The sequence below is a fragment of the Pseudomonas sp. genome (assembly GCF_049300855.1).
GTDB lineage: Bacteria > Pseudomonadota > Gammaproteobacteria > Pseudomonadales > Pseudomonadaceae > Aquipseudomonas.
In genome coordinates, this window is record NZ_JBAQKH010000008.1 from 94036 (window position 1) to 109182 (window position 15147).

Genomic DNA, 15147 nt, shown 5'->3' on the forward strand with positions numbered 1-15147 from the left:
AACAACCCGTTGGCGACTCACCACGTTAAAGTCTGGAGGTATAACTCAGTTCATTGCATTGATAACGCGACTCAGCATGACGCTTGCCTCATCGCCCTGTGCCTGAGAGTAAGCCTGCAACCATTGTTCGATACTGAACGTATGCTGTTTGCCGTCAATGGTCACCCTCAGTTCCAGCGCTCGCTGCGATTGCTCATCCTGTGGGTCGGTATCTCGCACGATCAGACTGCGGGCACTGTCCGGGTCGCTGAACACCAGATGCCCGGCTGCCCGGGACATCAGCAGAGGCCCAGCCTCAGGCAGGTCCAGAATCAATAAGCCTGCGGGCGCCTTTTCAAGGTCGGACGCACGTCGCGGATCAATCACAATACAGTCCAGGCGCTGCCAGACTTGCGTTGAAATCCGATAGTCAGTCGTTTGCGCACCGAACGTCAGAATCAACGTGTCGACCCCATCCGGCAGCAACGGCAGCCAATCGGTGACTTCGTCGTTCACTTCAAGCGACAACACTTCGCCTTCACGATGGGCGTAACTGCCGGATAGCCAGATATCCTTCATTGCCCCACGACTGAAGATCAGCCCATCCACCGGATCGAACAGCAGTGGCACTGTCTCGTTGAAAGTCCCCAGAAACTCCGACCATTGCCCATCGGCTCGTCCGGCAATATCGAAAACGCGATCCAGCGCCGGAACGTAATACTTGTAGCGATCAGCAATGCTGCCGATTGGCAAAACCGCCGCGTGGGCTTGCTCGTGCAGCAGCGCTCGCAGGCGAACCTGCAACTCTTCGGGAGACTCGCCGTAAATGTACGACCATGCCTTCTCTACACTGACGATGCTCGCGGGTTGATGATCGCGCAACTGCACATTCACCCCGTCACGAGTGCGCCCCAGCAGACCTTCGCCATCGGCCGCCACCTGACTGAATGTCCATTGCGACCAGACCTTTTGCGCCCTTGGCAATGAGTCGCGATGCAGCAGCCGAGAACCGCCACCAAATGCCTCGCGCAATGCATCGAGCGGCATCAGCGACTGGCGCAGGATTTGCCCTGCGGCCACATCCAGCAGCCAGACGGCCTGCTCATCCGCAATCTGCCCCAGCAAGGCGAACTCCTTGCGCTCGCTACCACGGACCAGCACGACCTTTTCGCCAAGGCACCACGCCGCCAGCAAGGTATCGCCGGATGCACCGGCCAAGCCGATAAGCGGAAAAGGTTGCGCTTTATAGGTCTTGGCCAACGCCGGCAATGCACTCAGCCAATCAGGATTTTGTCGCAACCAGCGCGGCCCCAGGCCAACGAATTTCAGCACGCGCTTGTCGATTTCAGACAGCCCGTTATCGTCCCTGGCACTCAAGTCGATCTCGAAAAGCCGGCCATCGGTTCGGGTGGCAAAATAGCGATCCCCTGTCTGGGTGACCTCAGCGATGTCGTTCGCGATGACCTGATTGAAGAAATAATCGGTTCGCAGCTCGATGCCATGACTGAGCGTCTGGGTGTCCTTGCTGTAAAAAATCAACGCCGCTTGCGGGTCCGTGACCTTGGGCATGAGCAAGACCATGTCCGGCGTGCTGCCGTGTTGCGCGCGAAAGTATTTGTCATGGTCGGTGCCAATCCAGGCACGCTCGAGCAGCACATCGAATGAGTACGCATGCGCGTGCACAAAGGGCGCGTAGGACCAGGTGCTGAGCCCCCGCGCCATGCCCGGCGTTTCGTCCGCGAAAGGCCGAGCCTTTTTCAGGCGGTGGCGCAGAAACGCAATTCTGGAACCGTTTTCGGGCTTGAGGCTGGAACCCTCGAGGCCAGGTGACCACATCTTGATATCCAGCAACGTCACGTTCCGCTCGGTGATCTGGAACGTCAGTGTCGTCTCGAGCCTGGTCACGGACACCTGCTCGCGCAATTGCTGCGTGACATGCAGGCTGCCATCCGCCTGCTGCGTGAAACCGGTGATCTTCGTGCCCAGATCAAGATTGAGCAGGCGATAGCGATGAACGACGCTGCCCGTCTGCGCATCGACGCGCCATATCGTCCCGTGATCCGGGTGATAGAACCACGCATGGCTGGCGGTAGCGGCGCCCAACACCAGACCGCTGTTGACCTCGGCGGGCAGATTGCGCGCATACAACAAGCGCTCCTGCTGTGTGTCGTAATACGCCGTGGTGAGCACCGGCAAACGGGCTGGATTGTAGGGCACCTCGAAATTGTGCAAGGCCACATAGCCCGGCGCCAGACGCTGCTCGCCCGCGCGTTTGCGCAGATGGGCGAGAACATCATGCAGGGTGTTTTTACCGTCCTGCAGCGTGAGCGACACCAGACGCAAACGGCGCGCCGGCCAATCGACCTGGAAAAGCTCACCGTCGGCCAGTTCCAGCAAACCGTCGAAACCTTCAAGCACCATACCGTCGACGCTCAGTCGGCGAGCGTCGACGCCTGCCGATGCCCCCCAAACGACGCGCTGGCTATTCACCCATGGCGCACGCAGCACCCATTGGGCAGGGCCCTGAAAGTTCACGGCTAACAACCCGGGCGTAAGCTGCATCTGGTATTGCCCCGCGGGTGCCGCGATTTCGTAGGAGAGTTTGGCGTGCCACTGCTTCGGCAAATCCGGCACCGCCAACTGACGAACCTGATCGTCCAGTCGTACGCTGATCGTCGTGGGTTTGCAGATTGGGTGCAGCTTGTAGAGGATGTGTTTAAAAAACGGCGTGCTGTGCAGATAAACCCGACGGTTGCCTTGCCGGTCATATTCAAGCTTGTCCGCCACTGCGTTGCGCAACTGCGGATAACGGGTATGGATACCTGTGTTCGACCTGCTGACAAACACTTCCCCGATCAACTGCGGTAGCGAATTGAAGGACAACCAGTTCGGCCCGGCAATTTCACTCTCGATACGTGGCGCCACCCGCTCTCCTGGCGATGGTACATAGTCATAGCCCGCACCACCCAACTGATATTCGTAGCCGAAGTAACAGATCGGTGTGCACGGCAATACCACGGTGTGACGTCCATCCGCACGGCCCAGCGAGATCACACCGGGTAACTCCAGTGCCTGACGAATGTCGATGGCCCGGTGCAGTTGTTTCGGGTCATCGTCGTACTGCGGCAATTCGAGCGCGCTGCCCTTCCATGGATAAAACTTCTGACTGTCGAAGCGCACTTCATCGGCGTGCAGGTCGACGCGCGTGATGACCGCCTCGGCAGGGAACTGCAGAACCCCGTGTTCAAGTGTGTAGGCGCCCGGTTGGTAAGCATTGTGAATGGCCTGCAAATGGTTACCGACAGCGGTCGCCTTGTCTTTGATCTGTCCAAGGTTGCTGGCGACGGCCGACACCCCGATACCGACCCCGAGCAATGGCACCGACAGAATCGCCGCGGCAGCACCGACTGTGCCACCCACGGCCAGCGCAACGATGTCCAGCCCCAGCGCGGCGATATCGAACGTCAGTTGCGCGGACAACCGCGAGCGCTGCTCATGATTGTCGGCCACTGAAAGCCCATAGACATCGAAGCCGATATTGACGAGGGAAAAGCCAACCCCCGCCGCCGTAGCGCCACGGCTCAGCAGCCGTCCGGACAGTGACGACTGGCGCAGCGCCAGCGCCTGTTCACTGGCCGCGACCTGACGCACCAGGTTAATGATCTGCGCGGTATCGCTGACCACGCCAAAACCCAGTTGCGCGTAGCTGACGTAAACCTGCACTTGCAGGGCAATCGACAACGCCGGTATCTCGCCACCTGCGGCCTGATACTCGCGCAGACGCATTTCATTGATCAGGGCCTGGATCGCAAAGGCGAAACTCAACCGACTGCCGCCGTCGGCTTCGGCCGTTGCGCCGGGCTGACCGGCGAAGGTTTTTACCAGACGATGAAGATGCTGTTTGACCCGGCTCAAACGCGCATCGACGGTGCTGACGTTGCGGCTGTTCTGCGGGTTTCTGGCGTCCACCATCGTCACCGAATAACCGGCCTGCGGGGTTGCCTGAACCGTCTCCAGCAATGGCAGATATTCAGTGCCCAGTTTGTGCTCGGCGCGGATACGGCGGGTCGCCTCATCGAGTTCCTGCGCCCAATAGCGAGCGTCCAGTTGCGCCAGGCTTGCGCCCATTCGCGCATTTTCGTTCAGGGAACGGGCACGACTGAGCGCTTGTCTGGCCCAGACGGACGAGGTTTGAGAGCCCGAATCCCTTGACTGTAAAAAACTGCCCACACGCAGATCGGAGGAAAGCCGCCGCTCGGCGATCGCGGCGGTGTCCAACTCGATGACATTGAATGGCGCAGTGGCGACATCACTCAAACCGTAAAGCCTGGCCAAGGCGTGGTGACTGTCATTCAAGTAATGCGCCACGCCGAGTTGCATTTCGGCGTGCCCGGCAAATGTATAAAGCGCAAAGTTCGGGTCATAAAATCGATAAACCGTTTGCTCGCCCATCTGCACTTTGGCGACCAGCAACGCATGGTTGCCGGTGTCGAGCAGCAGCACGCTCGGTGCGGTTTTCGCTGCCAGGGTCTGCATGACGCTGTCGAGATTGTGCAAGCCTCGCGACTCTCCAACGGCTTTGCCGGACACATCCTGAAGCTCACCCAGCGCGCTCAGCAACGCCCGTGACTCAAGCGCCTGCGGAGCTAGCGCCGTTTGGCCGATATGACCGACCAGTGCCCGTTCGGCCGAATCACCCGCCGCCATGGCCGCGCCCACCAACAATGCCAGCGGATAGCAGCGACGCCCCGGGTCGCCGGTGTTGAGCGTCAACAGAGCCTGTGGCATCTGCCTGACGAAAAGGGCACCGGCCTTGAGGAACGAATCGCGCACCAGGGCGCTGCGCTGGAAAATCTGCGTGGTGTATTCACGCTGCGCCGTGCGATGGATTTGCCCGATACGGTCGCCCCACTGTTTCACCGTCAGCGCTTCGGTCATCGCTACAGCCTTGAGCTCCCCCGCCGTGCGCGTTCCGTTCACGCGCCCGCGCGCAAGTGCGGACTCAAAAACCGCCGACTGACGTTCGCTCAAGACCTTTTCGATGGCGTGATAACGGGCGAACAAACCTGCGTCGGAGGTTTCCCGGGCGATGTTCAGAACGTTATCCCAGACGGGGGCAAATCCGCCGGCGTCCAGATGGGTCGCGCCAAACATGCCACCCAGCATGACGCGCACTAATGGACTCAATTGCTCCGCCGCCAGAGAGCCATGCGCCACGCGCGCGAACAATTCATTCAGGTTACTGGTGCTCTCAGCGCCCACTGAAGGAGGAATCTCGGCGGCCGGTTGCGTGCGTATTTGTTCGCGGCTGTCGAAGTCGATGGAAAAGGCTGTGGGGAAGGTAACGTCGCCGCTCAACTTGTCTTTCATTGCCCGAATGAAGGGTTCACCCAAGTCATCCATCAGCTGTTGCAGCACAGAGGTCAACAGCACCGGTTTACCCTCAATGACCGGCCAGCCTTGTTTGAATGTCAGGGTTTGCGACTTCAGCAGATCCGCTAAATGGCCGACGTAACGGGATTTGAGTTTGCCGGTTGTCCACTTTTCCAGCTCTTTGACAAGCCATTCACTTCCTTCCCCATTGACTGTCCAACCGGAAATCAACTCCTCTTCGGTAAAGGTGTTGTAGCCCTCAGTCAACTTCAAACGCTCACGAATCTGCAGGGCCTGGTCAGGTAACAGATGTTGCCCGATGTAGTGATCCAGTCCTGTTGATGCGGCGCCCGGGCCGGTCAATGTGATGGTGCCGCGCGCTTCGGGGCGGATACCGTCCCAATAATAGGTCCAGATGGCGTTGATCAGATTCTGCTGGGAAACAGCCGTCTGGAGTTCAGGCAGCGTGCCGGCAGCCTGTCTTTCATTCAGCACATTGGTGGCGATACCCGCTATCCGTTCATCCGCCGCGTCGATGCCGGCAGCGCGGGCACGGCGCTCTACTTCCAGCAAGCAGTCATAATTGAACCGAATCATCTGCATATACGCCTGGGTCATGCCACTGCCAGGGTGAGCTAAAATGTGCGCATTCATTTCATTGCCTGCCTGCGTACCAAACGCCGTACCCAGGCGCATGGCATCCCGCGGTACCGCGTGTTGTTGCGGTGCAACAAAGATCTCACTGACCGAATGCTGCTCACGTGCAAATGCTGTCAGCGCCTCTTGATGTTCGAGGGGAATTTTGCCGGTTCTGTCGAGATAACGAAGACGATCGCGCCCAGGCATCAGTGCTTCATTGTGATTGAGCAACAGTTGTAAAACGCCGATTCGTGCACTTCCATCGAAATCGCTGATGTCGACGCCACCCAATGTTTTCGCCAATGGCGGCAAATAATCCATGTCGCTGTAACGACCGCCCTCCAGGTATTCAGCCTGTAACCGCACAACATCACTGGCGGCGGCAAAGTTGCCACGCATGGCCACTTCGCGCTGATAGACATCCTGCAAAAAGTGCCCGGCAAACTCTTGCCGAACGTCCCGTAACTGCAAATCCGCGCCGGTCATTGCCTGATGCGATTCCTGGCAGCGTTGGCGCAGGGCCTCCAGCGTCGTCCGGTCCTTGTCGTAGGCACGCACCATCAAGTCGATACGTGCTTCGTCGGCTTTGCCTCGCCACTGCGGTTGTTCAAGGTAGGCGAACATCTGCTGTTTCAGCACCCGCGCGCGCTCCTCGATCATGTGCGATAACTGACTGGCTTTGCTGACTTTGTCGCCGCCCGCTTCCATCGCCCCGACTCTGGCGGCGTCGAGAATTACCCGGTTCATTTCAAAGGCCAGCAACGCATCGCTGTCGTACCAGAGGTTGAAACGGTAACCCTGAGGTTCGAGGATCTGTCGCCAGATGTTCATGTAGTTACGCTGATTGACACCGACTTCACTGCCCCCCACCCAGACGAAGTGCATGATTTTCGGCACGGGCCGGCCAGCGTCTTTGAGCAGGGCAGCAGTGGCCGACATCCTTACGGCGGACTTGTCGAGGTCCGAACTGATCTGTTTGACGTGCGTGAAATACGGTTGTTTCTTGCGTTTAAGCAGCGATTCCAGCGACTCCTTGAAGAGCTTCGTCGACACCAATGCCTGGTTGTAATCAGTTGCTTGCGTGGCACGCTTGTAGTGCTCAAATAACTCTGTGTGTTCAAGAGTGCCGGCAAACTCGCCCACCACCTTTAGCATCGCCGCGTAATCTTCAGCGGAGATTATTTCCCGCACTTTACCGTTAGTCTTCATATAACCGTCCTTGCGTAAATAGAGTTCCCTGACGCGAAACTATTCGGCAAAAGCGGCACATTCAAACTTCAAAAACCTCAAACAATATCCAATGAAACAACGAACAACACTTACTTGTCCGCCCCGAACAACCCGGCAATATATTGGATTTTGTTTTTTATCCAGCAGAACGCATAAGGCCGCCAATCAACCTGATTGGCGGCCTTATGATGCAAACAGATACTTCAACTTCAAGCGTTAACTTAATGTCACGCCAGGGGAAGTTACTTACAACTTCCCGCGACGTTCAATACACCCGTTATCCACCCACAGGCTTTTCACCATACCAACGCGGCGTGTAAACCCAGGTCTTTCCGTCAGCGCGGGCAAACGTGCAAGTGGTCGAAGAGCCAATCAACACCATGGTGCGCATGTCGACTTGATCCGGGGTCAGCGCGCCCAGCGTTGTCGTGCGCAAGGTCTGGCCCGGGCGGCCGATATCGCGCCCCAGCACCACCGGGGTTTGCGGCAGGCGATGGCGAGCGACGATCTCCAGCGCACGCCCCAACTGCCATGGCCGGGCACGGGAGATCGGGTTGTAGAACGCCAGCGCCAGATCGGCTTCGGCCGCCAGATCCAGACGTTTCTCGATGATCGACCACGGTTTGAGGTTGTCCGACAGCGACATCACACAAAAGTCGTGGCCCAACGGCGCACCGGCCTGAGCGGCAGTGGCCAGCGACGCGGAGACGCCCGGAAGGATTTCCAGATCGACGCTGTGCCAGGCCGGATCGTTCGACTCGTGCAGCGCTTCGAGCACCGCCGCGGCCATGGCGAACACCCCCGGATCGCCGGACGAGACGACGATCACCGACCGCCCCTCGGCCGCCAGTCGGAAGGCGTGGCGGGCACGCTGCATCTCTTCGCGGTTGTCGGTGCAGTGTTGAATTTGATCGTCGCGAAACGGGCCGGCCATGCGCACGTAGGTTTCATAACCAAGCACGTCGGTGGCCCGGGCCAGCTCGGCTTTGACTGCCGGCACCATCAGTTCGGCAGCGCCGGGGCCAAGGCCGATCACCGCGAGACGACCACGTGCGCGGCCGATGTCCGCCACCGGCAACGGCTGCTCGGCAACCGCGATGGCCAGGCCGTTGGCGGTCAAGATTGGCGCGCCAGGCACAGCGACGTGCGCGAGGGTTTCGATGTCCGGTTGCGCCGCGACAAAGCGCAACGGCACACCCAGCTCAAGCGCCGCTTCACGCAGGCTCGCGCTGGCCATTTCGCTGTCAGCGGCGACCAGGCAGGCCAGCGCCTGCAAGGCAACATTCGCTTGCTGCAAAGCCGCGCGAACGGCACTCGCCACATCCTCGCCAGCAGCGCTGACCGCCACCGCGACACTGCGCGGATAGATCAACAACTCATCCGCCCGCGCCTCACGCGCGGCACTGCCAACGTGAATCGAACGCTGCGCCTGCGGGTCCTGCGGCAACTGCGCCTGATCCAGCCACGGCGCCGCGCCTTCGATGCGCACGCTGTGCCCGGCGAGCAGATCGGAAACGAAACGTTTGCCCGATTCCAGATCAGCCAGCGCGTAGCCGCTGGGGGGATTGAGCAGGCAGGTGCCAAAGCGCAACTCGCCGCTGGTGGTGATGGCCGCTGCCACCTGCAACCCGGCGGCAATGTCGCGCGCCATGACATTCACCCCGCCCAGTCCACCGAGCAGTGGCACCACGGCGCTGCCGTCTTCGGCCACCGCGAGCACGGCAGGCTCGGCGCCCTTTTCCAACAACAGCGGCGCCAGCGTGCGGATGACGATCCCGGCGGCGCACAAGGCAATGATCGGCGTGTCCTGCTGATACAACTCACGCAGGGTCGCGCCGAATTCCTGATACGTCAGGTCGGCGCCTGCGACGCGTGCGGCCAGACCGTGGATCTGCGCAGCCGGGTAGACCTGTTGAATTCGTCGCGCTGTGGCCAGGCTGGCCTGACCGAGAATAACGATGGCGGGGGTGCAGTGAGTCATCAGCCTTGCCACCGTTCGCCCGGGACAATGATCAGCGAGAAGTACGGCGACGACATCGGCTCGACCTGATCCATCGGCACGATCTTCTGATTGGCCATGGTCGCGCGTTCGACGTACAGCGCACGCTCGGCCAGACCGAGCTCTTCGAGCACCTGGCGCACTTTCGGGAAGTTGCGCCCCAGCTTCATGATCACCGCCGCGTCGGCATCGGCCAGACGCCGCTTCAACTCTTCATGGGGCAACACCCCCGAGAGCACCGACAGGCTCTGATTGCGATACACCAACGGCGCACCGAGCACCGAAGCGCCGCCGAGCATCGAGCAGACGCCCGGCACTACTTGCGCTTCGTAACGCGTGGCCAGGCGATCATGCAGGTACATGTAGGAACCGTAGAAGAACGGATCGCCTTCGCAGATCACCGCCACATCACGACCGGCATCCAGATGCGCGGCGACGGTTTCGGCGGCCTCATCGTAGAAATCGCTGATGACCTGTTCATACGAGAGCGGCGCCGGCAGCACTTCGGTGGTCACCGGATACACCAGCGGCAGCAGATTCTGTGCGTCTTGCAGGTGCGCTTCGATGATGCCGAACGCATTGCCCTTTTTGCCCTTGGCGACGAAGTACGCCACCACCGGCGATTCGCGCAGCAGGCGCAGGGCCTTGACGGTAATCAGTTCCGGATCACCGGGGCCGACGCCCAGGCCCAGCAAACGTCCTTTGGCCTGCATCATTCGATCTCCGTGGCGAGGGCATTGACGGCGGCGGCGGCCATGGCGCTGCCTCCGAGGCGGCCTTGCATGATCACGAACGGTACGCCACGGCTGTCAGCGGCCAGTGCGGCTTTCGATTCGGCAGCACCGACGAAGCCCACCGGGAAGCCGAGGATCAACGCCGGTTTCGGGGCGCCGGCATCGAGCATTTCCAGCAGATAGAACAGCGCCGTCGGCGCATTGCCGATCACCACCACGCTGCCTTCCAGGTGCGGACGCCACAGTTCCAGCGCGGCGGCGGAACGGGTGTTGCCCAACTCGCGGGCGAGTTCCGGCACGCTGTCGTCGCGCAGGGTGCAGATCACTTCATTGTTGGCCGGCAGGCGTGCGCGGGTCACGCCTTCGGAGACCATGCGCGCATCACAGAGGATCGGCGCGCCGGCAGCCAGCGCATCGCGCCCGGCCTTGCCGGCGCCTTCGGAAAATTGCAGACCGTCGATGGCCTCGACCATGCCGCAGGCGTGGATCACCCGCACCGCGAGTTTTTCCAGATCGGCCGGGATGCGCGCCAGATTGGCCTCGCGGCGAATGATCGCGAAGGAGTTGCGATAGATCTCCTGACCGTCGCGGATGTAATCAAGCATCAAGGGGGCTCCGAGAGCGGGCGGCGAGCAGGGTCGCGGCCGCTTCAATAGTAAGGTTGCGTGCGTGCAACGCGCCGAAACCCGGCAGCGTGGCATCGCGAAAATAGAGGTCGTAATGACCGGGGCTGACTGCCAGCAGGGTCGCCGGTGCACGGTGGGCGGCAGCGCACGAACGCGGGCAACCGGACAGGTGCACGTTGACACCCGAGGGCAGCAGCGTCGCCAGATGGCGCGCGTCCTGTTTGGTGTCGGCCAGGCCTTTGCCGCAGCCATTGGCACCGGTGCAGGCGATCAGATGAGTCAGCGGTTCACGGGGCCGGGTCAGCAGGTTCGCCCGTTCAAGCGCCGCAAGCACCACCGGCGCATCGGCCGCGTTGACATTCGGCAGCAGCAGACTTTGCCATGGTGTGAAGCGCAGACTGCCATCGCCATACTGCCGAGCCAGTTGCGCAGCGGCGCGCAACATCGCCGGATCAAGACGCCCGAGTGGCGGCACAGCGCCGATGTACACCCGTCCCGGGTTAAGTTGCGGATGAACGCCGATGTGCAGATCCTGCGCAGCGGCGGTGCGCTGCCACTGGCTGACCGACGTGATCGGCACGCGCGTGCGCAGCGCGTCGAGAAAGGCCAGCATCGGCAACTCATCGAGCAAATGGCGCATCCGCGTTTGCTCGGGGCGAGCCAGTTGCAGGAATAATTCCAGCACGGCGACCACCAGCGCCTGGCCGTTTTCCGCCGTCACGGCAGCGACGGCACGATCCGTCGGGCATCCGGCCAGACCGAACGCCCACCCCTTTTCACCGTCGCGCTCAAACGCCGACAGCCACAGGTCATGCGGATGTTCGAGCATCGCCAGCGCTTCGCCGCCATCGAGTTGCACGGCGAACTTGGCGCTCAACTCATGAAAGCGTGGCTGGCTTTGCAAGGTTTCGAGGATCTGCTCGGCCAGTGCGCGGGTGTCGACGCGCATCTGCCGGTCGATGCCGGCGGCCGGGCTGAGCATCAGGTTGCGCACGTCATCACCGGCGGCGGTCCGCGGGCCGAGCCCGGCGGCGAGCAAGCGTTCGATCAGCGCTGCCGATTGTTCACCGATTCCGCGAATCTGCAGATTCGCCCGGTTGGTCGCTTCAATGGCCCCGCCAGCAAACTGTTCGGCGGCCTCGGCCACCGCGTCAGCCTGATCGGCACGGATCGAACCACCATTGAGTTTGATCCGGCAGATACCGCCATCCAGCGCCTGGACGATGCGCAGCAACCCCGGGCAGGCCGAGGGGCGTAAGGCGGTGGACATCGGGCGTTCGTTCAAGGGGCGGACCGGCTGCGTGGGAAAGGCGCTTCGCGGGCGAAGGCGCGGTATTATGCCTGCTTTGTCCGGTGGCATGAAAAGTCTGCCCGTCGGAACGGCGTGTTTAGAGGAATATAGATGTCACCCTGGCTGACGGTAGTGGGAATCGGTGAAGACGGCTTCAAGGGCCTGGGCAAAAACGCCCGACGTGCCCTGCTGGGCGCCTCGCGGATCGTCGGCGGCCAGCGTCAACTGGATTTGCTGCCGGTGTGCATTCGCGGCGAGCGGCAATTGTGGCCGAGCCCGTTTTCTCTCGCGCCCGTGCTGGAACAGCGTGGCGAAGCGGTTTGCGTACTGGCCAGCGGTGACCCGATGTTTTACGGCGTCGGCGCCAGCCTCGCCCGGCAATTGCCGAGCGAGGAGATGCTGATCCTGCCCGCACCGTCGTCCTGCTCGCTGGCCGCTGCCCGCCTCGGCTGGCCGTTGCAGGAGGTGGTGACGCTGTCGCTGGTGGCCCGACCACTGGCGGCGCTCAATGCGCAACTGTTCAGCGGCGTGCGCCTGTTGTTGCTGAGCAACGACGGTCAGAGCCCGGCGGCGGTCGCGCAGTTGCTTTGTGAACGCGGCTTTGGCTCGAGTCGCATGAGCGTTCTCGAGCATCTTGGCGGCGACGCCGAGCGACGCATCGACAGCAGCGCCAACGCCTGGGACGACGCACCGATAGCCGACCTCAATGTGATCGCCATCGAATGCCTGGCCGATCCACATGCCCCGCGACTTTCACGCCTCGCCGGGTTGCCGGATTCAGCATTCCAGCATGACGGCCAACTGACCAAGCGCGACGTGCGCGCCATTACCCTCGCCCGCCTCGCCCCGACGCCCGGCGAATTGCTCTGGGATGTCGGCGCCGGCAGCGGCTCGATCGGCATCGAATGGATGCGCGCGCACCCGAGTTGCCGCGCACTGGCCATCGAAGCCGATGCCGGCCGCCAGCAACTGATCGAACACAATCGGGATGCGCTGGGTGTGCCCGGTCTGCAACTGATTCGCGGCAAAGCCCCGCAGGCGCTGGCCGGCCTGGAGCGCCCGGACGCGATTTTCATCGGCGGCGGCGTGACCCGTGAAGGTGTGTTCGAGACCTGCTGGGAACACCTCAAACCCGGTGGCCGTCTGGTCGCCAACGCGGTGACCCTGCAAAGTGAAGTCGCCCTGATGAACTGGCGCGAACGCCATGGCGGCGAGTTGACGCGCATTCATGTTGCGCAGGCGCAGCCACTCGGCGAGTTCGACACTTGGCGTCAGGCGTTGCCGATCACCCTGCTCGATCTGGTTAAACCCCTCGATGCGTGACGAAACCGCCGAACAACCTGCGCCCCTGCGCAGCGGCCTGACCACCGGCAGTTGTGCCACCGCCACCAGCCTTGCCGCCGCGCGTCTGTTGCTCGGCGGGCTGTCGGCCGATGCGGTGCAGATCGTTCTGCCGAAGGGCAAACAGGTGCAGATGCGTCTGGAGTTCTGTCGGTTGACCGACGACGGTGCCGAGGCCGGGACGATAAAGGATGCCGGTGACGACCCTGACGTGACCCACGGCGCCCTGCTCTATTCGCGCGTGCGGCTGCTGAGTGAGCCGGGGATTCGTTTCAATGCCGGCGCCGGGGTTGGCACCGTGACCCGGCCGGGGCTGGTGCTCGGTGTCGGTGAGCCGGCGATCAACCCGGTGCCGCGCAAAATGATCAGCGATCACCTGACATTGCTCGCCGAGGAAACCGGCTATGGCGGTGGTTTCGACGTCACCGTCAACGTCGAAGGCGGCGAAGCGCTGGCGCTGAAAACCATGAACCCACGGCTGGGCATTCTTGGCGGGCTGTCGATCCTCGGCACCAGCGGTATCGTCCGGCCGTTCTCTTGCGCGGCTTACATTGCTTCGATCCATCAAGGCATCGACGTGGCGAAAACCAACGGTTATCTGCACATCGCCGCCTGCACCGGCAACGCCAGCGAAGACACCATGCGCCGCGTCTACGATCTGCCGGAAATCGCCCTGATCGAAATGGGCGATTTCGTCGGCGCGGTGCTCAAGCATCTGCGCAAAATGCCTGTGGATAAACTCAGCCTGTGCGGCGGTTTCGGCAAGATCAGCAAACTGGCGGCCGGGCACATGGACTTGCACTCGCGGCATTCGAGTATCGACCTGCCGCAACTGGCGGAATGGGCGGCAGCGATTGGCGCCGATGAGGCGTTGCAGCAAGGCATTCGCGAGGCCAATACCAGTCAGCAAGCCTTGGCGATGGCCAGTGCGGCGGGGATTGCGCTCGGTGATGAGGTCTGCCGACATGCGTTGAATTTCGCCCGCAGCGTGGTACCCGCGCAGGTCCAGGTCGAGGTGTTTGCGATTGATCGTCAGGGCGGGATTGTCGGGCATGCCGGAGGTTTTGCATGAAGCGGATTTTACTGCTCGGCGGCGTCACGGAAGCGCTGGCGATTGCCCGCACGCTGGGGCCCCAGCATATCTACAGCCTCGCCGGCGTTGGTCGGGTGCCGACGGATCTGCCCTGCAAGGTGCGCGTCGGTGGCTATGGCGGCGCTGAAGGTCTGGCGCAGTTCATTCGCGACGAAGGCATCGATCTGCTGCTCGACGCCACGCATCCGTATGCCGCGCAAATCAGCCAGAATGCCGCGACCGCCGCGCGACTGACCGGCATCCCCTGCTGGGCCCTGCGCCGTCCGGCCTGGCAGCCGCAGCCCGGTGATGATTGGCGTGAAGTCAGCGACTGGGCCGAGCTGATCACCGCACTCAAACCATTCCGTCGCCCCTTGTTCACCCTTGGCCGCGAACCGCTGCAGCACCTCAATGAAATTCCAGCGGAGCAGTTCTGGACCTTGCGTGCCCTCGACGTCTACCCCGGTAACGAACGCTGTGAAGTGATCGGCGCGCGTGGGCCGTTTCTGCTTGAAGATGAGCGAGCGCTGTTCGAACGGCGGCAGATCGATGTGTTGATCAGCAAGAACAGCGGCAGCACCGCGACCGAGCCGAAGCTGGAAGTGGCGCGCGAGCGCGGGGTGCCGGTGATTGTGCTGAAGCGACCGGGGTTGCCGGGGGTTGATCGGAAATTTCGATCAGCGTCTGAAGTCCTTGAAGCCCTGACGACGTCAGACTTTTCCTGACTTCGAGTTTATTTGCGAATTTACCTGCAATTTTTGAGGACGCAGCCGACTGTTTTTCACTACATCCTCACCCCAATACTTCGGTTCCTTTAATCCCGACAAGCAGACAGCCAAGAAAAGCGGCTTGCCAGCTTGTAT

8 protein-coding genes are annotated in these 15147 nt (G+C 61.6%); 3 read left to right on the forward strand and 5 right to left on the reverse strand.

Features of this window, described 5'->3' with window-relative positions; genetic code table 11:
* Positions 1-45: 45 nt before the first annotated feature.
* The 5 genes from WA225_RS02510 to cobG form a co-directional block, all read right to left on the reverse strand.
* Positions 46-7200, reverse strand: coding sequence for a TcdA/TcdB pore-forming domain-containing protein (locus WA225_RS02510; RefSeq protein WP_422606740.1), 7155 nt, complete (start codon positions 7198-7200; stop codon positions 46-48).
* Positions 7201-7498: 298 nt separating this feature from the next.
* Positions 7499-9202 (reverse strand): precorrin-3B C(17)-methyltransferase, encoded by a 1704-nt coding sequence (gene cobJ / locus WA225_RS02515; protein ID WP_422606741.1) that lies wholly within the window; start codon positions 9200-9202, stop codon positions 7499-7501.
* Entirely contained in the window at positions 9202-9936 is a 735-nt protein-coding gene (locus tag WA225_RS02520) for a precorrin-2 C(20)-methyltransferase (RefSeq protein WP_422606742.1), read from the reverse strand. Before WA225_RS02520 ends, cobJ begins: the two co-directional genes overlap by 1 nt.
* Positions 9933-10559, reverse strand: a complete 627-nt coding sequence (locus tag WA225_RS02525; RefSeq protein WP_405122394.1) for a precorrin-8X methylmutase — start codon at positions 10557-10559, stop codon at positions 9933-9935. The genes WA225_RS02520 and WA225_RS02525 overlap by 4 nt, the downstream gene beginning before the upstream one ends.
* Positions 10552-11850: a precorrin-3B synthase gene (gene cobG, locus WA225_RS02530; protein ID WP_422606743.1), complete on the reverse strand. Its 1299-nt coding sequence runs from the start codon at positions 11848-11850 to the stop codon at positions 10552-10554. Before cobG ends, WA225_RS02525 begins: the two co-directional genes overlap by 8 nt.
* A 132-nt stretch (positions 11851-11982) precedes the next feature.
* Between cobG and cbiE the strand changes: the two genes are divergently transcribed.
* From cbiE to WA225_RS02545, 3 genes are read left to right on the forward strand one after another with little or no spacing between them, the layout of a single operon-like run.
* Positions 11983-13194, forward strand: a complete 1212-nt coding sequence (gene cbiE / locus WA225_RS02535) for a precorrin-6y C5,15-methyltransferase (decarboxylating) subunit CbiE (protein ID WP_422606744.1) — start codon at positions 11983-11985, stop codon at positions 13192-13194.
* The gene (locus WA225_RS02540) at positions 13187-14284 is read left to right on the forward strand and encodes a cobalt-precorrin-5B (C(1))-methyltransferase (protein WP_422606745.1); all 1098 of its coding nucleotides are present in this window, start codon (positions 13187-13189) and stop codon (positions 14282-14284) included. Before cbiE ends, WA225_RS02540 begins: the two co-directional genes overlap by 8 nt.
* Positions 14281-15009, forward strand: coding sequence for a cobalt-precorrin-6A reductase (locus WA225_RS02545; RefSeq protein WP_422606746.1), 729 nt, complete (start codon positions 14281-14283; stop codon positions 15007-15009). Before WA225_RS02540 ends, WA225_RS02545 begins: the two co-directional genes overlap by 4 nt.
* The last annotated feature ends 138 nt before the right edge of the window (positions 15010-15147 follow it).

Bases quoted from the DNA above. Each gene is read 5' to 3' on its own strand.
- WA225_RS02525 (WP_405122394.1), bottom strand. From the start codon at position 10,559: ATGCTTGATTACATCCGCGACGGTCAGGAGATCTATCGCAACTCCTTC.
- cbiE (WP_422606744.1), top strand. From the start codon at position 11,983: ATGTCACCCTGGCTGACGGTAGTGGGAATCGGTGAAGACGGCTTCAAG.
- WA225_RS02540 (WP_422606745.1), top strand. From the start codon at position 13,187: ATGCGTGACGAAACCGCCGAACAACCTGCGCCCCTGCGCAGCGGCCTG.
- WA225_RS02510 (WP_422606740.1), bottom strand. From the start codon at position 7,200: ATGAAGACTAACGGTAAAGTGCGGGAAATAATCTCCGCTGAAGATTAC.
- WA225_RS02520 (WP_422606742.1), bottom strand. From the start codon at position 9,936: ATGATGCAGGCCAAAGGACGTTTGCTGGGCCTGGGCGTCGGCCCCGGT.
- WA225_RS02545 (WP_422606746.1), top strand. From the start codon at position 14,281: ATGAAGCGGATTTTACTGCTCGGCGGCGTCACGGAAGCGCTGGCGATT.
- cobJ (WP_422606741.1), bottom strand. From the start codon at position 9,202: ATGACTCACTGCACCCCCGCCATCGTTATTCTCGGTCAGGCCAGCCTG.
- cobG (WP_422606743.1), bottom strand. From the start codon at position 11,850: ATGTCCACCGCCTTACGCCCCTCGGCCTGCCCGGGGTTGCTGCGCATC.